This is a genomic window from Clostridium tertium, from assembly GCF_017873245.1.
GTDB classification, from domain to species: Bacteria; Bacillota; Clostridia; order Clostridiales; family Clostridiaceae; genus Clostridium; species Clostridium tertium.
The window spans coordinates 415,011-433,054 of record NZ_JAGGJY010000002.1; the positions used below are offsets into that span (position 1 = coordinate 415,011).

At 30.5% G+C, this 18,044-nt stretch carries 18 protein-coding genes; 5 read left to right on the forward strand and 13 right to left on the reverse strand.

Features of this window, described 5'->3' with window-relative positions; genetic code table 11:
* Nucleotides 1-5: 5 nt before the first annotated feature.
* On the reverse strand, nt 6-368 hold the full coding sequence (locus J2Z25_RS04865) for a four helix bundle protein (protein ID WP_195624205.1): 363 nt from the start codon (nt 366-368) through the stop codon (nt 6-8).
* A 194-nt stretch (nt 369-562) separates the two neighbouring features.
* On the opposite strand from J2Z25_RS04865, the gene argJ reads away from it, so the two are divergent.
* The 5 genes from argJ (at nt 563) to J2Z25_RS04890 (ending at nt 6,518) form a co-directional block, all read left to right on the forward strand.
* Nucleotides 563-1,783: a bifunctional glutamate N-acetyltransferase/amino-acid acetyltransferase ArgJ gene (gene argJ / locus J2Z25_RS04870; RefSeq protein WP_209738796.1), complete on the forward strand. Its 1,221-nt coding sequence runs from the start codon at nt 563-565 to the stop codon at nt 1,781-1,783.
* 17 nt (nt 1,784-1,800) lie between these two features.
* A complete protein-coding gene (gene argB / locus J2Z25_RS04875; protein ID WP_209738799.1) occupies nt 1,801-2,655 on the forward strand; it encodes an acetylglutamate kinase in 855 nt (284 codons plus the stop codon).
* 142 nt (nt 2,656-2,797) lie between these two features.
* The gene (locus J2Z25_RS04880; RefSeq protein ID WP_209738801.1) at nt 2,798-3,961 is read left to right on the forward strand and encodes an aspartate aminotransferase family protein; all 1,164 of its coding nucleotides are present in this window, start codon (nt 2,798-2,800) and stop codon (nt 3,959-3,961) included.
* Nucleotides 3,962-4,091: 130 nt separating this feature from the next.
* Nucleotides 4,092-5,012, forward strand: coding sequence for an ornithine carbamoyltransferase (gene argF / locus J2Z25_RS04885; protein WP_209738804.1), 921 nt, complete (start codon nt 4,092-4,094; stop codon nt 5,010-5,012).
* 321 nt (nt 5,013-5,333) lie between these two features.
* Nucleotides 5,334-6,518: a 3D domain-containing protein gene (locus tag J2Z25_RS04890; protein WP_209738806.1), complete on the forward strand. Its 1,185-nt coding sequence runs from the start codon at nt 5,334-5,336 to the stop codon at nt 6,516-6,518.
* Between the two features lie 156 nt (nt 6,519-6,674).
* Here the strand turns inward: J2Z25_RS04890 and J2Z25_RS04895 are convergent, their stop codons facing one another.
* The 12 genes from J2Z25_RS04895 to J2Z25_RS04950 form a co-directional block, all read right to left on the reverse strand.
* Entirely contained in the window at nt 6,675-7,880 is a 1,206-nt protein-coding gene (locus J2Z25_RS04895; protein ID WP_209738807.1) for an acetate/propionate family kinase, read from the reverse strand.
* 30 nt (nt 7,881-7,910) lie between these two features.
* Nucleotides 7,911-8,900 carry a phosphate acetyltransferase gene (gene pta, locus J2Z25_RS04900; protein ID WP_209738809.1) on the reverse strand — a complete coding sequence of 330 codons (990 nt, stop codon included), beginning with the start codon at nt 8,898-8,900 and terminating at the stop codon, nt 7,911-7,913.
* Between the two features lie 30 nt (nt 8,901-8,930).
* The gene (locus J2Z25_RS04905; protein WP_209738811.1) at nt 8,931-9,347 is read right to left on the reverse strand and encodes a MaoC family dehydratase; all 417 of its coding nucleotides are present in this window, start codon (nt 9,345-9,347) and stop codon (nt 8,931-8,933) included.
* Nucleotides 9,348-9,366: 19 nt separating this feature from the next.
* Nucleotides 9,367-10,548: an acetyl-CoA C-acetyltransferase gene (locus J2Z25_RS04910; RefSeq protein ID WP_209738813.1), complete on the reverse strand. Its 1,182-nt coding sequence runs from the start codon at nt 10,546-10,548 to the stop codon at nt 9,367-9,369.
* 14 nt (nt 10,549-10,562) lie between these two features.
* Nucleotides 10,563-11,285, reverse strand: coding sequence for a beta-ketoacyl-ACP reductase (locus J2Z25_RS04915; RefSeq protein ID WP_209738816.1), 723 nt, complete (start codon nt 11,283-11,285; stop codon nt 10,563-10,565).
* Nucleotides 11,286-11,382: 97 nt separating this feature from the next.
* Nucleotides 11,383-11,958, reverse strand: coding sequence for a TetR/AcrR family transcriptional regulator (locus J2Z25_RS04920; protein ID WP_209738818.1), 576 nt, complete (start codon nt 11,956-11,958; stop codon nt 11,383-11,385).
* A 64-nt stretch (nt 11,959-12,022) separates the two neighbouring features.
* Nucleotides 12,023-12,838: an alpha/beta fold hydrolase gene (locus J2Z25_RS04925; RefSeq protein WP_209738820.1), complete on the reverse strand. Its 816-nt coding sequence runs from the start codon at nt 12,836-12,838 to the stop codon at nt 12,023-12,025.
* Nucleotides 12,839-12,852: 14 nt separating this feature from the next.
* Nucleotides 12,853-14,193, reverse strand: coding sequence for an acetyl-CoA hydrolase/transferase family protein (locus J2Z25_RS04930; protein WP_209738822.1), 1,341 nt, complete (start codon nt 14,191-14,193; stop codon nt 12,853-12,855).
* Nucleotides 14,194-14,262: 69 nt separating this feature from the next.
* Nucleotides 14,263-15,477, reverse strand: a complete 1,215-nt coding sequence (locus J2Z25_RS04935) for an ABC transporter substrate-binding protein (RefSeq protein WP_209738824.1) — start codon at nt 15,475-15,477, stop codon at nt 14,263-14,265.
* 63 nt (nt 15,478-15,540) lie between these two features.
* Entirely contained in the window at nt 15,541-16,260 is a 720-nt protein-coding gene (locus tag J2Z25_RS04940; protein ID WP_209738826.1) for an ABC transporter ATP-binding protein, read from the reverse strand.
* Nucleotide 16,261: 1 nt separating this feature from the next.
* A complete protein-coding gene (locus J2Z25_RS04945; protein ID WP_209738828.1) occupies nt 16,262-17,050 on the reverse strand; it encodes an ABC transporter ATP-binding protein in 789 nt (262 codons plus the stop codon).
* The gene (locus tag J2Z25_RS04950) at nt 17,028-18,038 is read right to left on the reverse strand and encodes a branched-chain amino acid ABC transporter permease (RefSeq protein ID WP_209738830.1); all 1,011 of its coding nucleotides are present in this window, start codon (nt 18,036-18,038) and stop codon (nt 17,028-17,030) included. The genes J2Z25_RS04945 and J2Z25_RS04950 overlap by 23 nt, the downstream gene beginning before the upstream one ends.
* Nucleotides 18,039-18,044: the final 6 nt, after the last annotated feature.

Below are 18,044 nucleotides of genomic sequence, written 5' to 3' on the forward strand. Positions count from 1 at the left end.
ATAATTCATCTTCGGTGAATTAATGAGTCTTTTGATGATTTTACTATACTTATTAAAATCATTTTTATTTCTAGACACTCTTTAATATAATTTTCATATTCTATTTCTTCTATAATATCTGATTTTGACAATAATTTGAGCCAATATTCTGTTTCATTAGCTTCTTTTAGTGCAATACTCATTTTATTAATGAAGTCTTTTCTGCTTTGTGCATATTGAGCTTCTGTAATATTAGCACCAATGGATGTAGCTGATCTTACTAATTGATTAGATAAAGTAAATTCATTTTTGCTTCTTAATTTCATATATAACTTTATTATCTTTAATCCAAAATTAAAACTTTTATCCAATACTACACTTTTACTCAACCTAATCACCTCACTATAATTATTGTCATAAATTTCAGCAATATAATCATCTATCGCTTTATTTTTAGATTTTTTAGTGCTTATACAAGATTTTCAAGAAAATAGTCCTATAATTCAGCTTTGCTGGATTATTCCATTAACTCTTTCACTTTTTAACTCTTAAATTTTCCAATTACAAAAAGGGGGTTTTAAAATTGCAATTAATTACTACTAAAGGCATCACTGCTCCTCAAGGTTTCCTTGCATCTGGAATTCATTGTGGCCTTAAGAAAAATAATTTAAAACTAGATTTAGCACTTATTTATTCAACTGTCCCAGCTACAGCTGCTGGAGTATATACAAAAAATAAAGTTAAAGGAGCTCCTATTTATATAACTAAGGATCATTTATCTAATAAAAAAGCTCAAGCAATAATAATAAATAGTGGAAATGCTAATACATGCAATGGAGATGATGGATTAGTAAAAGCTAAAAGAATGACTGAAATTCAAGCAAGGGCTCTTAAACTTAAAACAGGTGATGTTCTAGTTGCATCAACAGGTGTTATAGGAATTCCATTAAATATAGATGCTATAAAAAATGGAATTCCTATGCTTACAGATAGATTATCAAAGGATGGCTTTAATGATGCTGCTACTGCAATAATGACAACTGATACTTATAAAAAACAGCTATCATTAGAATTTACGATTGATAACAAAAAAATAACTATTGGAGCTATGGCAAAAGGTTCTGGAATGATAGAACCTAATATGGGAACTATGCTATCTTTTTTGACCACAGATTTAAATATTTCTGGAGAGCTACTTCATGAAGCTTTAAAGGAAAGTACAAAAATAAGCTATAACAGAGTAAGTGTAGATGGGGATACAAGTACCAATGATATGATGTTGATACTAGCTAATGGATTAGCTAACAACAAGACAATTAAAGAAAAAGATTCTAATTATTATTTATTTCTCAAAGCACTAAACAAAGTTAATATAGCTCTTGCTAAAATGATTGCCAAAGATGGTGAAGGTGCAAGTAAGCTTATTGAATGTATAGTTCATAATTGTAAATCAGCAAAAGATGCAGAAATCTTATCTAAAGGAGTTATAAACTCTCCTCTTGTAAAAACAGCAATGTTTTGTAGTGATGCTAATTGGGGAAGAATCTTATGCTCTCTTGGTTATTCAGGGGTTAATATAGATCCAAACAAAATAGATTTAACATTTGAAAGCTCTGTAGATAAAATTGATGTTTGCAAAAGTGGTATGGGACTTTCCTTTGATGAAGTCAAAGCAAAAGAAATACTATTGCAAGATGAAATTACTATCCATATTAACATGAATGATGGCAACTTCTCCTCTACTGCTTGGGGATGCGATTTAAGCTATGATTATGTAAAAATTAATGGCGACTATAGAAGTTAACTGGAGGTATAAAAGTTTTGAATTATTTTGAACATGCAAAAGTATTAACTCAAGCACTTCCATATATACAATCATTATCAGGTAAAATAGTATTAATAAAATATGGTGGAAACGCTATGACTAGTGCTGAGCTAAGGAAAAGCGTTGCAACTGACATAGTCTTATTACAATGTGTAGGAATAAAACCTGTTATAGTTCATGGAGGTGGACCTCATATATCAGAGTTTATAAATAAAATAGGTGAAGAAAGTAGATTTATAGATGGTCTCCGTTATACGGATGAGAAAACTATAGAAATAGTTCAAATGGTTCTAGGCGGTAAAGTAAATAAAGACATAGTAAGCTTAATAGAAAGTGCTGGTGGAAAAGCCCTTGGCTTATGTGGCATAGATGCTTCTTTTATAAAAGCAAAAAAATTAGAAAGCTCAATTGATCTCGGGTTTGTAGGTGAAATAACATCTATAGATACAACTTTATTAACTACTTTATTATCATCAGGATACATTCCTGTTATAGGATCAGTTGCAACAAATGAAGATTGTACTCAAACTTACAATATTAATGCAGATATCTGTTCATCTAAATTAGCTTCAGCACTAAAAGCTGAAAAATTAATGCTACTTACAAACGTTCCTGGATTAATGATAAATCCAAATGATGAAGCTACATTAATCTCTTCACTAAGACTACATGAAATAAAAAAAATACAAATGGATGGAATAATAAAAAGTGGTATGATTCCTAAAATTGATTGTTGTGTAGAAGCCATAAGAATGGGAGTAAAAGAAGCACATATAATAGATGGCACTCTCCCCCACTCAATACTTCTAGAACTACTTTCAAAAGAAGGAATAGGAACGATGATATATTAAAAGTGAAAGAATTTATGAAATAACTTGACTATGTAAAATTATAAAATTAAATATGTTATAAAAATACTAGTATTTTTATCTCCTCTAATTTCTTCATTATTAATTCTTTAATTTTTCTCATTACTATTAAGGGGGTTTTTATATGTCTAATAATTTATCTTTAATGTCAACTTACTCTTACTTGCCTGTGAATTTAATTAAGGGCAATGGCTGTATTCTTTATGATGATAACGACAATGAATATATAGATTTTACAAGTGGCATTGGTGTTAACAGCCTTGGTTATTGTAATCCAGAATGGACTACTGCTATTTCTAATACTGCATGTAATTTGCAACATATATCTAACATTTTTCTTAATGAAAATACTTTGAAATTAGCTGATAAAATAACTAATCTTTCAGGTATGAGTAAAGTTTTCTTTTGTAACTCTGGTGCTGAGGCTAATGAAGGTGCTATAAAACTAGCTAGAAAATATAGTTTTGATAAGTATGGAGCTAATAGAAATAAAATTCTTACATTAAGGCAATCTTTTCACGGCAGAACTTTAGCAACTTTAACAGCAACTGGACAAGATAAATTTCACAACTACTTTTTCCCTTTTCCTGATGGATTTGATTATTTTAAGGCAAATGATATAGATGATTTCATTGATAAATTATCTAATGATGTTTGTGCTGTTATGATGGAAGCAATTCAAGGTGAAGGTGGAGTTTATCCTTTAAACTCTGAATTTGTAAAAGAAGTTTATAAAACATGTAAAGAAAGAGATATTCTTTTAATATTTGATGAAGTTCAATGTGGAATAGGAAGAACTGGGAAACTATTTGGTTATCAACACTTTGATATAAATCCAGATATAGTTACTATGGCTAAGGGGTTAGGTGCTGGTTTACCTATAGGAGGCTTTTTATGCAATGAAAATTTATCAAATGTTTTTAAACCTGGTGATCATGGTACAACATTTGGTGGAAATCCAGTATCTTGCTCTGGAGCATTAGTTGTTTTGGATACCATTTGTACCAACTCTAAATTAAATGAAATCACAGAAAATGGAAAATATCTAATATCTTTACTTAAAAATATAAATTCAAATTTAATTAAAGAAGTTAGAGGTAAAGGACTAATGGTAGGATTAGAACTAAAAATACCATCTTCAGAAATACAACAAAAAGCATTGGAAAAAGGACTTTTAGTCTTGACAGCTGGACAAAATGTAGTTAGATTACTACCACCATTGATAATATCCAAAGAAGAAATAAAAAAAGGAATAGATATAATTAATGAAATAATAAGTAATGCATAATATCAATTGATAATTTAGGTATAAACTCTTCGAGTTTAGAAAATATATAATTAATTCAGCTTTGCTGAATTATTTCAATAATTATCCATTATTAATTGTAAATTATCCATTGTATAAATAGGGGGTTTTTATGAATAAAGATTTATTGAAAATGGATGACTTATCTAAAGATGAAATTCTTGATATTTTAAATCTTGGGGATCAATTGAAATATGAATTAAAGCATGGTATTAAGCATCATCATCTTGAAGGAAAAACTCTTGGTATGATATTTGAAAAATCATCTACCAGAACAAGGGTTTCTTTTGAAGCTGGTATGTATCAACTTGGCGGATACCCATTATTTTTAAGCTCAAGTGATTTACAAATAGGCCGTGGTGAGCCTATTCAAGATACATCTAGAGTATTGTCTAGATATCTAAATGGCATAATGATAAGAACATTTGCTCAAGATGAAGTAAATAGCCTTGCTGAATCTTCTAGTATTCCAATAATAAACGGCCTTACTGATGACGAACATCCTTGCCAAGTTTTAGCTGACTTAATGACTATTAGAGAAAAGAAAAATACTTTTGATGGCTTAAAAGTAACTTATATAGGTGATGGTAATAATATGGCCCAATCACTTATAGTTGGTTGCTTAACCGTTGGAATGAATATTTCTTTAGCCATTCCTCAAAATTATATGGTTAAAGACTATTATATAAAAAAAGGACAAGAACTTTCTAAAAATAATAATTTAAATTTTATTATAGTTAATAATCTTGAAGATGCTATTAAAGATGCTGATGTAGTTATAACTGATGTATGGGCTAGTATGGGAAAAGAAATTGAAGTTAATGAAAGACTAGCTGACTTTTCTACTTATCAAGTAAACTCTAAAATTATGTCTCTTGCTAAAGATGATGCTATAGTTCTTCACTGCTTACCTGCTCATAGAGAAGAAGAAATAACTGAAGAAATACTAGAAAAGCATGCAGATACAATTTTTGAAGAAGCTGAAAATAGACTGCATGTCCAAAAAGCTATTTTAGTTAAATTAATGAAATAAACTATAAATTTAAAAGTCTAAGTAACCTTTTACATGGCCTTAGACTTTTACTTTTCTAATCTCATTCTAAATTAACTTTTATTCAATTAGAATTTAATAGTAATTATTTTTTGTAAAATGTATTATTAATTAAAATGTATTATTAATTAAAATATATTATAATAAATTCTCACTATATACCATTTATTCCATGATATCTCCATAAAACTTGCCAATATTCAATATTTATTGTAGGATATACACTATCATAAGAATATTATATGAGCAATACCATATAATTTAATGTAGCCTTTGCTTAGTTTTAATTGGAGGTGTATATTTTTGACAAAAAAAGCTTTATTATCTGTTGGTATGATTTTGTTATTACTTTTCAATAATAGCAATATAGTATTTGCAGAACCAAACTCTTCGGACACCCAAGCTATCCAGGAGAATAAAGTTAAATATGAACAACTAGATGATGAAACTATGGAATTAGATGCTGAAATTGGTAAGTTAAATATAGAAATAGAAAATTTAAATAATCAATTGGCTAAAAATAATTCTGAAATAGAAGATACTGAAAATGAAATAATTACTATTAACCACAAAATTGAAGAAGCAAAGCTAGAAATTGAAGAAACACAAAAAACCATAAATGGACGTGTTCGTTCCATGTATAAAAGTAATATGGCTACAGATATGATTGTTTACTTAGTAACTTCTGAAAATATTTTTGATATGCTTGATAGAGTACAAGCTATGGGTAGAATAATTTCAGTTGATAAACAAATGATTATTGAAATAAATGAAAAGAAAGAAACTCTTGATAAAAATGCAAAAGAAATTGAAAAAAAACAATCTGACCTAAAAAAGCTTAAAAAATCAATTGAAAGTAGCTTAGGTGAAGTAAACAATAAAAAAGAAGAACAACAAAAACTTTTAGATAATTTAAATTCTAGAAAAGATGAAATAATGAGTATAATTGAAGCTAATGAAGAGAAGTTAATTTCTCATCCATTATCAATTATAAACTCAGATTCTGCATCAATTTCTGAAGTTCAGGACGCAGTTAACACATTACAATATATGTTACCTCAACTTAATAGTGATTATGTTATAGGATTAGCAAATGATGCAATTGCTTTAGGTAATGAAAAAATTGCTTTAAGTGAAACTCCACCGCCAACTTCCAATTCTCTGGGGGATGTCAGCAATAGTAATAGTAATAATTTAGCAACTTACTCTATGACTGCTACAGCTTATACTGGAAATGGATTTACTGCAACAGGTCTTAAACCAGTGCGTGACCCTAATGGACTAAGTACAATTGCAGTTGATCCAAGTGTAATACCTCTAGGATCAAAGGTCCATATTGAAGGCTATGGATATGCAATAGCTTCTGATACAGGTGGTGCTATTAAAGGTAACAAAATAGACTTATATATGAATTCTGAAGCAGAGTGCCTTTCATTTGGAAGAAGAACAGTTACTGTTACTATTATTGCTTACCCTGGACAGTGGTAATTAAAATTTATAAAAATATTTACACATAAATATTAAAAGGATATATATTTCTTAAAGTTACTCAATTTAATAAGCAAAGATATTTTTAATAGCTTTGTTTATTAAATAGTACTTTTTTAAATATATATCCTTTATTTTATATATAAGTTGATTTAATTAAAAGCAACTAATATTTGAAACTTCCAATGTCTCCTTAGCAATCATTAACTCTTCATTTGTTGGAATAACATATACTTTTACCTTAGAATTATAACTTGAAATTTCTGATATTTTTCCTCTTATATTGTTTCTATTATTATCAATTTCTACTCCTAAGAACTCTAATCCTTCTAAACACGCCTTCCTAGTTTTTATAGAATTTTCTCCAATTCCTGCTGTAAAAATTATTGCATCTACTCCACCCATTTGAGCAGCATATGCAGCTATTTGCCCTCGTATTCTATAATGGAAGATATCTAATGCAAGTTGTGCTCTTTTATTTCCTTCTGAAGCTGCTTTTTCTATATCTCTAAAATCAGAACTTACTCCAGATATACCTAGAACTCCAGATTTTTTATTTAATGACTCATTTGCCTCCTCTACTGTATATCCACACTCCTCTATCAAAAAAGTAGATATAGATGGATCAATATTTCCTGATCTTGTTCCCATAGCTATACCTGCAAGAGGAGTGAAACCCATGGAAGTATCTATTGATTTTCCATTTTTAATAGCGGTTATACTTGCTCCATTTCCTAAATGGCAGCTTACTATTTTTAATTCTTTTATATCTCTACATAATATTTCACTCAATTTCTGTGATACATACTTATGTGATGTTCCATGAAATCCATATTTTCTAATTTTATATTTTTCATAGAGATCATATTCTATTGGATAAATATATGCAACTTCAGGCATTGTTTGATGAAACGCTGTATCAAAAACAGCTACCATAGGAGTATCCTTCATCAAAACCCTGCATGCTCTTATTCCAATTATATTGGGAGGATTATGAATAGGAGCTAATTTTATATATTCCTCTAAATGGTTTAAAACTTCTTCATCTATAACTACTGATTCCGAATATTTTTCTCCTCCATGAACCACTCTATGCCCTACCGCAAATATTTCATTTAAATTCTTAATTACTCCAATATCATCATCTACTAAAGTATTTAATACTATATTTATAGCGTCCTTATGATTTTCAATTTTAGCTTTTATATTTTGTTTATAGCCTCTGCTATCTTCGTGTGCTAATGTTGAAGCATCTAACCCAATTCTTTCAACTAATCCTTTGCATATTACTTTTATATAATCCATTTCAATTAATTGATATTTTAATGATGAGCTTCCACAATTAATAATGAGTATTTTCATATTTTCACTTCACCTCTATTATGATGCAGCCTATGACTGTACAGCCGTTAAAACTACTACATTAACTATATCTTCTACTGAACATCCTCTTGATAAATCATTTATAGGTTTATCAAAGCCTTGGCAAATTGGACCTATAGCTTCAGCATTAGCAAACCTTTGTACAAGTTTATATCCAATATTTCCTGATTGCAAATCTGGAAATATTAGAACATTTGCTTTCCCAGCAACATTACTATTTGGAGCTTTTTGATTTGCAACGCTCTCTACTATTGCAGCATCTAATTGCAATTCTCCATCTATTAATATATCTGGTCTTAATTCCTTAACTAATTCTGTTGCTTTCCTTACCTTTTCTACAGTTTCATGATCTGCTGAACCCATAGTTGAGAAACTTAGCATTGCAACCCTAGGCTCAATCTTACAAACATTTTTAGCAGTATCGGCTGTTGCTATTGCTATTGCCGCTAATTGCTTATAATCAGGATTTGGGTTTACTGCACAATCAGAAAATAATAACATTCCACTTTCTCCGTAAATTGAATTCGGAACTCCCATTATAAAAGAACTTGATACTACAGATACATCTTTAGCTGTCTTAATTATTTGAAGGCCTGGTCTTAGCAAATCTCCTGTTGTATGTATAGCTCCTGATACCATTCCATCTGCATCATTGCACTTTACCATCATAGTTCCAAAATATAATGGATCTTTTACTATTCTTTTTGCTTTTTCTATAGTTACACCCTTATTCTTTCTTAAGTCATAAAATTTATTTATATACCCTTCAAGCTTATCTGAGATTTCAGGATCAACTATATCTACCCCGCTTATATTAACATTTAAGTCTTTTGCTTTATTTAAAATGACCTCAGCATTACCAACTAATATAGGATAGGCTAAACTTAATTCCTTAATTTTACTAGCTGCTGCTATAGTTCTCTCCTCTTCCCCCTCTGGTAGCACAATTTTTTTAATATCTTTTTTTGCTATCTCAAATAATTTATCTAATAGTTCCATTTTCCTTCCCCCCGATAACAAATAATCACATTATTTAGGTGGCATTACTAATGCTTTTCCTTTTATTACGACCTCTCCTCTTTGATTAGTACAAATAGTCTCCAATGTAATTCTATTTTTTTCTTCTAATCTTTCTATTACTTCTACAACTGCTGTTATAGTATCACCAAATCTAACTGGTGCAGTAAACTTTAATTCTTGTGATAAATATATTGTACCTGGTCCAGGTAAGCTCATTCCTAAAACAGTAGATATATAACCAGCAGATAGCATACCATGAGCTATTCTTCCTTTAAACATAGTATCCTTACAATATTCTTCATTAAAATGTGCTGGATTTAAATCTCCACTCACTCCACCAAATAAGACAACATCAGCCTCACTTACTGTCCTACTATAACTTGCCTTCTCTCCTAATCTTATCTCTTTTATATTTTTACCCTTCATAACCCTATATATCTCCTTATTATTCTCTTTCAACTAATATAGCAATTCCCATTCCTCCACCTATACAAAGAGTTGCTAGCCCTTTCTTTGAATCTCTTTTTTTCATCTCATGCAGTAATGTAACAACTATTCTAGCTCCTGAGCATCCAATAGGATGTCCTAAAGCAATTGCTCCACCATTTACATTTACCTTATTTATATCTAATCCTAAATCTCTAACAACTGAAATAGCTTGTGCTGCAAAAGCTTCATTAGCTTCTATTAATTCTAAGTCTTCTACAGTCCAATTTGCTTTCTTCAATGCATTTCTAGTAGCTGGTACAGGTCCATATCCCATTATTGATGGATCAACTCCTGTTGAACCATATCCTTTTATAGTTGCTAGCGGCTTTACTCCTAATTCATCTGCCTTTTCTTTGCTCATCACTACAATCATGGCAGCTCCATCATTAATTCCAGATGCATTTCCTGCAGTTACTGTTCCATCTTTTTTAAATGCTGCTTTTAAGCTACTTAATTTCTCTAAATTAACACCTGATTTTATATACTCATCTCTAGAAAATATAATTGACTCCCCTTTTCTTTGAGGAATCTCAACCTTAACTATCTCCTCATCGAACTTCCCTAACCTTTGAGCATCTTCTGCTTTATTCTGACTACTAACGGCAAATTTATCTTGTTCATCCCTTGATATATTCCATTTCTCTGCTATATTTTCTGCTGTAATTCCCATATGGTATTTATTAAAAGCATCTGTTAATCCATCTTCTATCATTGTATCTATAAACCTTCCATCGCCCATTCTTTGTCCAAATCTAGCTGATGGAACTATATAAGGAGCATTACTCATGCTTTCAGTTCCTCCACATAAAATAACATCAGCATCGCCTAACATTATTTCTTGAGTTGCTAGAGTAATTGCTCTTAGCCCTGATCCACAAAGCTTATTTAATGTCATACTTGGTACTTCTACTGGAATTCCTGACTTTACTGATATCTGCCTAGAAATATTTTGACCAAGTCCACTTCCTAGAACATTTCCTATTAATACTTCATTTATTTCTTCTGGTTTTATTCCTGCTCTCTTAATAGCTTCTTTTGCAGCTATTACACCTAAATCCACAGCAGTTAACTTAGATAAACTCCCTCCAAAACTTCCAATAGGAGTTCTAACTGCTGATACTATAACTACATCTCTCATTACTTATCCTCCTACTATAATCTAATTCCACCATTAACTGATAAATTGTGTCCTGTTACATATGAAGACTCATCACTAGCTAAGAATAAAACAGCATTAGCTATTTCTTCTGGTTCACCTAATCTTCCAAGCATTGTTTTAGACTTGATATTTTCTAATACCTTCTCTGGTACTGTCTTCATCATATCTGTATTTATATATCCTGGAGCCACTGAATTTACTCTAACATTAGCACCTTTTCTTGCAAATTCCTTAGCCCATGTTTTTGTCATACCTATCACTCCAGCTTTAGTTGCTGCATAATTAGTTTGTCCGACATTTCCATACTCTCCTACAACTGAAGCTATATTAATAATTGATCCTTTTCCATTTTCCATCATGTGTGGTCCTACAAGCTGTGCGATATTAAATAATCCTTTTAAATTAACATCTATAACTAAATCCCACATTTCTTCAGTCATCTTTTGTATTAATGCATCTCTTGTTATTCCTGCATTATTTACTAAGATATCTATTCTTTCAAATTCCTTAATTATAATATCAAAGAATAACTTTATACCACTTCTATCAGTAACATTTACCTCATATCCATAAATATTTTTATTCTCATAAGGTAACTTATTCATATCTACAGCAATCACTTTAGCTCCCTCTCTAGCTAAACTTTCAGCAATAGATCTTCCTATTCCTTGTGATGCTCCAGTAACTATAGCAACTTTATTTTCTAATCTTAACATTTTAACTCCTCCCAGTTTTATTGTAAGTACTTACTTACAAACAGTGTTTAAAAAAATTAATCTCTCCTCCAGGAATAAGATTAATTTATTTTTAATTTTAAATTTTATATAATGAAATGAATTGTTTAGTATGCTCTTTAACTAAATCTTCCCATGATATTTCTGTAACTGTATTATCACTAAGTAATTCCACTGTAAATAATCCTAAAAGACTATTTATAAGTGTAACAGACATCATTTCTGGATTACCCTTTACTATTTTTTCATCGTTCAATCTTATAAAGTATTCTTTTAGAATACTTATTAACTTTCTTGAAAGCTTAAGTTTAATAAAGTCCTTCTCATTATCTGCAAGCTTCATTTGAACTTTATAAAGTTTTGTATTTTGAATAAATAAATTATAAATTCTATTTGAAATTAACATCATACTATCTTCAAAATTTAATCCATCGGTATCATTTAATATATAATCCACATGAGAATCAATTACATAATGCTCTGTAGTCACTTGAAATAAATTACTCTTAGACCCAAAATGCCTAAATATAGTCAGCTCATTGACTCCAGCTTCTTCCGCAATCTGCTTTGTCGTAGTAGGATAATATCCTTGTTCAGAAAATAATTTTAGTGCTACTTTCATTATCTTTTCACTTGTTTCATTATTGTATCTCATTATTGCTTCTCCTTTTTAGCAGTTTTAGAGTAAGTGGTTTCTTACATTTATTACTATTAATATTTTATACTACTTTTATTTCTTTCTCAATAGTTAAAAAGCCTTTTAATATAGCAATAAATTCAACTGGTTTCTCATACATAGATGCATGCCCACATTCTTTAATTAGTATATATTTAGAGTTAGATATATTTTTATGAATATATTCTTGATTCACAGTTGGCGTTATAAAATCATATTCACTACTTACAACTATTGTGTTGATATCTATTTTATCTAGAGTCTCTCTAACATCATATCCTTCAGCACTTTCTATAAGCCTTATCATTCCATTTAGAAAATCTTCTTTAAATACCCCATATAATAACTCTCTCCTCTTATTCATCCAATCTATATTTTTTGTATAAAATCCTGGAGAATATATTATTGGTATTGTTACATTGTAAAATGATTCTGCATCATTTGTTTCAGCTGCATTAATCCATCCTCTTCCTATATCTTTTAGCCATTGATTAGTATAACTTGTAGTATTAAATAATATTAGTTTATTTAATAAACTCTTATATTTTAATGCAAACTGTATCGCAACTTCTCCTCCATATGATATTCCAAACAAATTTATATTTTTTAATCCTAGTTCATCTATTACAGCTTTAACTACTTCAACTTGTATATCTTGTTTGTAACTTGTACTCATTTTTTCTGATTTTCCTTGATCAAGAAAATCTAAAAGTACAACTTTATTGCTTTTACTAAGCTCCGGTAAGAATGCTTTCCAGCTTGCATGTGACATCATTATCCCATTAAGAATTACAAGAGCCTCCCCTTCACCATGAATCTCATAATATATATTTTTATCATTATATTTTGCATATGGCATCTTTACATCCCACCTCAAACTTCGTAAATTAGTCCCATTTCTCGAGCTTTATTTAATAACTCTTCTTTAAACTTTGGATGAGCAATACTAATTAGCTTCTCAACCCTTTCACTAATGGTTGTCCCTCTAAGTTCTGCTACCCCATATTCAGTTACAACAATGTCAACATCATTTCTAGATAAACTTACAGCTGCACCTGGTTTCAAAAAAGGAACAATTTTAGATATCTCTTCTCTTTCACCAGTTTCCTTATTCTTTGCCATTGTTGTTGAATATAATGCAATAAAAGAGCGTCCATTTTTAGATCTTTGTGCCCCTATTGCTGTATCAGCCTGCCCACCAGTTCCACTAAATTGAATTGCACCTATTGACTCTGATGCACATTGTCCAGTTAAATCTATTTCAATTGTTGTATTTATAGATACTTGATTATCATTTAATCCTATTGTATATGGATCATTTGTCCAATATCCATCCATTATCATAACTGATGGATTATCATTTATGAAATCATATAATTCTTTAGTTCCTAATGCAAATGCTGCTATATGTTTACCTTTATAAATATTTTTATTTTTCCCATTTACAACACCTGCTTTTATTAGCTTCATCATGCCCGTAGTAAGCATTTCGGTATGAATTCCTAAGTCCTTTTTATACATTAATGATGCTGCTACAGCATTAGGTATTCCACCAATTCCCAATTGCAGACAGTCTCCATCATTAATTCTATCTGCTATAAACTTTCCTATTTTCAAGTCCTTCTCATTTGGTTCAACATCTAAAAGTTCTGGAACTTCATAATCTGTTTCTATCATATAGTCTATATCATTTACATTAATTTCTACATCCCCGAAAGTTCTTGGGTAATTCTTGTTTACCTCTAAAATTACTATATCAGCTTCTTCTATCATCCTTTTTTCATATACATTACTTAATGATAAAGAAACATAACCATGATTATCCGGCATTGTTGCAGTTCCTATAAAGACATTAGGCTTTTTATGAGATAATCTTTTTATTGCAGCTAAATGCAAGTGATTTGGTATAAATGATATATTACCATTTTTTTGAGCTTTCCTCATTGCATCTGTATAAAACCATCCATCCATTTTAAAGGATTTTTTATATTCTGGATTTATAAAATATTCTGCCATTTCTATAGGTAAACATGTTGTTATTGTAACATCTTTTACTTTATCACTTATTTTGTGTAAATTTCTTAAAATTTCTCTTGGCTCTGCTGCTGCAAGAGCTGAAACAATTATATCTCCAGTCTTTATCTTATTTAAAGCTTCTTCAACTGTTATATATCTATCTTTAATTACGTCTTTTGATTTAATTGCTTGTAACATATTAAACCCTCCTATAAGTTTTGCAAACTATCAGCCAGCTATCTTTGGCTGATAGTTTTAAAATTCTTATTATTTTCCTAATATATCATTTATGCTCTTAAATCCAATATATGAAGACCATCCTGTTGGGCTTTTTAAATCCATCTTTGCTAGAGACATTTCTTGTGTACCAAGTCTCTTACCCTCTGCGAAATCTATACTTCCTCCAAAAGGATTCTTTATAGGTTCCTTTTCCATAGCTTTTATATAGTTTTCCCAAGTTATTTCACCATCTACTCTTTCTAATCCTCTTACAAAGAAGTCTGCTGCTATCCATCCAGTCATTGCATATGCATTTGCTGAAAAATCTTCGCTTGAAGCTTGTTTAACCCATTTTTGGAAATCAGTCATAGCTGGAGATGTTACATCAACCCAAGCATTTCCATAAATCTCAAACTTATCAGCTACATCTGCTTTTATTGCATCAACCATAGTTTTATCAACGTTTACATAAGTAGTTATAGCAGGCTTAGTATTCCCTTGTTTTGCTAGTTCCTTAGCTATTTGTGGGAATGTTCCTTGAATACCAGCAATTATTATTGTATCTACATCTGCATTTTTAATTTTTGTTACTGCTGCTGAAACATCTTCTGCTCCTGGAGCAACTTGTTCACTTATAACTTCAACTCCACCTATATTTTTAGCTTCTGTTTCAACTCCTTTAACTAAATCCTTACCAGCATCATCATTAGTGTAAACTACTCCTATTTTATCTGCTTTAAATTCTCCCTTTGCCCAAGCTGTCATTATACGACCTTCCATTGGATATACAGGTTGTACTGGGAATATATTATCACCTTCACCCTTTACTGCATTTTCGTTATATAATATCCCTGTACCTGTTGCAAAGTAAACAGAAGGAATCCCGATTTCTTTAAGGTCATCTAAAGTTGCTCCTACAACCGGTGTTCCAAAATGTCCAACTATAGCAAATACTTTTTCATCATTTACTAACTTATCTAAAATAGCCTTACCTTTTTCTGGATTGAATTCATCATCTTGATGAACATACTCTATTTTTCTTCCCTTAACTCCGCCACCTTCATTTACCATTTTAAAGTAAGCTTCAATACCTGCTTTAAATGGGACTCCTACTGGAGCAAATGCACCTGAAGTCGCTATACTATTTCCTACCTTTATTGATGTTTCTGTAACACCTTGTGCTGCCTCTTCTTTTTTGCCACACCCAGTAAAAGCCATTGTTAATGTAAGTGAAGCTAAAAGTAATGCAATTTTTTTTCTCATAAAAATTCCCTCCACATATTTATTTGATTTTTGACTTATATTAAGGATTTCTCCCTAAAAACTTTATTCTCCTCCAAGATATGCTTCTAATAATCTCTTATCTTGAATTAATTCACTAGCCTTTCCGCACATACTTATCTCTCCAATTTCTAAGACATAAGCATAGTCTGCTAACTTTAAAGTTTGAAGTGCATTTTGCTCTATGATCAATACTGTTGTTCCTTCTGAGTTTATTTCTTTTACTATTTCAAATATATTTTTCACTATAAGAGGTGCTAAACCTAAAGATGGTTCATCCAAAAGCAATACCTTAGGACTTGCCATTAAAGCTCTCGCAATTGCAAGCATTTGCTGCTCTCCTCCACTTAATGTTCCTGCTAATTGTTTTTTTCTCTCTTGTAATATAGGAAAATATCTATACACTCTATCAAAATTTTTCGTTATTTCTTTCTTGCTTTTTATAGTAAAAGCTCCTATTCTCAAGTTTTCTTCAACTGTTATATCCGGAAAAATCTGTCTTCCCTCTGGAGATTGCACCATTCCTAGAGCTGTTATTTTTTCTGGCGATAAGTTAGTTGTATTTTTCCCATAAAACTCTATACTTCCATTTTCAGCACTTACAAGTCCTGATAAAGTCTTTAAAGTTGTAGTTTTACCTGCTCCATTTGCCCCAAGTAAAGCTACTATTTGCCCTTCTATTACTTCTATCTCTATACCCTTAAGTGCTTTTATACTTCCATAAGAAACAGTAAGATTATTTATTTTTAATGCTAAATTTTCCATCTTACTCATCCTTTCCTAAATAAGCTTCTTGTACATCTTTATTAGATTGTATTTCCTTTGGAGTTCCCTCTGCTAATTTTCTTCCGAAAGAAATTGCACATATACGATCACAAATATCCATAACTAGCCTCATATCATGCTCAACTAATAAAATATTACATTTATACTTATCTCTTATATCTCTAATTAATTTTGCTAATTCTAATGTCTCTGTATCATTTAATCCTGCTGCTGGTTCATCTAAAATTATTAATTTAGGGTTACTCATAAGGGTTCTACCAAGTTCTATCTTTTTTAATATCCCATAAGGCTGTCCACCAGCAAGTTCATATTCCTTGTTTTCTATCCCCAAAAATTCTAGAATTTTTTCTGCTTTTTTTATATTTTCTTTTTCTTCTGCTTTAGCTTTTCTAGTTCTAAATGAATTAGAAAACAATCCAGATTTATAGGAAATATGTGCACCTATAAGCAAATTTTCTAATAAACTTAAGTCTTGAATTAACTCAACATTTTGGAAGGTTCTAACTAATCCCAGCCTAATAATGTCATGAGTATTTTTCTCTACTAAATTTATATCTTCGTTACCTACTGACTTAAATATAACTTTCCCAGTATTAGGCTTATAAAATTGCGTTATGCAGTTAAATACTGTTGTTTTACCAGCTCCATTTGGACCAATTAATCCATATATCTCTCCTTCATTTATATGAAAGCTTAAATCATCTACTGCCTTTAATCCCCCGAAAGCTATGGACAAGTTTTCAACTTTAAGTGTTTGTGCCAAGCTCATTTACTTTCACCTTCTTCTTATTTATATATTTTTTTATATCCTCTCCTATATGGATTAATCCATTTGGATAGAACAGTATTACAAGGATTATTAGTATTCCAGTAAATATGTAGGCCAATCCATCTATAGAGCCTATTATAGGTAATTGCTTTAATATTAATTCAGGTACTCCAAATACTATTATTGAACCTATTATAGGCCCACTAATAGTTCTTACTCCTCCAATAACTATTACTGCTAATATTTGCAGTGATAATAGTAAGTTCCATGTAGCTGGGTATGAAAATCTTATAAAATGTACATATAATACCCCACCTAGAGATGCATATACTGTCGCTATTGCAAATGCTGTAAGCTTATATTTTAAAAGATTGATTCCCATTGCTTGTGCTGCTGCTTCACTAACTCTCATAGTTAAAAGAGCTCTACCTGTTGCTGAGTGTATAAAATTATCTGTTAGTATCATAACTATAACTAACAACACTACAATAAATATAAAGGTTGTGTCTCTATTTAAACTAAATCCAAATATTTCTGGATATCCAGCTGTTTTTCCTGAAAATCCCCCAGTTATATTATCAAACTCAATAAATATTTTCTTAAATATCTCTGAAACTGCTAAAGTTGCTATAGCTAGGTACATTCCCGATATCCTTAAAGATACAAGTCCTATTAAAAGCCCTATTACAACTGGTACTATTATTGATATTACTAGAGATATTATAAATGGAAAACCTAAATCATCAGTTAAATATGCTGATAGATATGCGCCAAGCCCCATGAAGCCAGCAGTTCCCAATGATATTAATCCTGAATATCCTAAAAGAACATTTAATCCTATAGCTACTATTGCATAAAATAATATTGTTCCAAATATAGTTATCGTTGAACTTTTTATAATTCCTATTTCCTGTAATAATGGTAATGATGCTAATAAAACACCAATCAAAATATATTTACTGTATCTCTTTTCAAATAGTCTCTTCATACTTTT

Bases quoted from the DNA above. Each gene is read 5' to 3' on its own strand.
- pta (WP_209738809.1), bottom strand. From the start codon at position 8,900: ATGGAACTATTAGATAAATTATTTGAGATAGCAAAAAAAGATATTAAA.
- J2Z25_RS04915 (WP_209738816.1), bottom strand. From the start codon at position 11,285: ATGTTAAGATTAGAAAATAAAGTTGCTATAGTTACTGGAGCATCACAA.
- J2Z25_RS04945 (WP_209738828.1), bottom strand. From the start codon at position 17,050: ATGAGCTTGGCACAAACACTTAAAGTTGAAAACTTGTCCATAGCTTTC.
- J2Z25_RS04910 (WP_209738813.1), bottom strand. From the start codon at position 10,548: ATGAGAGATGTAGTTATAGTATCAGCAGTTAGAACTCCTATTGGAAGT.
- J2Z25_RS04895 (WP_209738807.1), bottom strand. From the start codon at position 7,880: ATGAAAATACTCATTATTAATTGTGGAAGCTCATCATTAAAATATCAA.
- J2Z25_RS04940 (WP_209738826.1), bottom strand. From the start codon at position 16,260: ATGGAAAATTTAGCATTAAAAATAAATAATCTTACTGTTTCTTATGGA.
- J2Z25_RS04935 (WP_209738824.1), bottom strand. From the start codon at position 15,477: ATGAGAAAAAAAATTGCATTACTTTTAGCTTCACTTACATTAACAATG.
- argF (WP_209738804.1), top strand. From the start codon at position 4,092: ATGAATAAAGATTTATTGAAAATGGATGACTTATCTAAAGATGAAATT.
- J2Z25_RS04950 (WP_209738830.1), bottom strand. From the start codon at position 18,038: ATGAAGAGACTATTTGAAAAGAGATACAGTAAATATATTTTGATTGGT.
- J2Z25_RS04920 (WP_209738818.1), bottom strand. From the start codon at position 11,958: ATGAGATACAATAATGAAACAAGTGAAAAGATAATGAAAGTAGCACTA.
- J2Z25_RS04925 (WP_209738820.1), bottom strand. From the start codon at position 12,838: ATGCCATATGCAAAATATAATGATAAAAATATATATTATGAGATTCAT.
- J2Z25_RS04905 (WP_209738811.1), bottom strand. From the start codon at position 9,347: ATGAAGGGTAAAAATATAAAAGAGATAAGATTAGGAGAGAAGGCAAGT.
- J2Z25_RS04930 (WP_209738822.1), bottom strand. From the start codon at position 14,193: ATGTTACAAGCAATTAAATCAAAAGACGTAATTAAAGATAGATATATA.
- J2Z25_RS04880 (WP_209738801.1), top strand. From the start codon at position 2,798: ATGTCTAATAATTTATCTTTAATGTCAACTTACTCTTACTTGCCTGTG.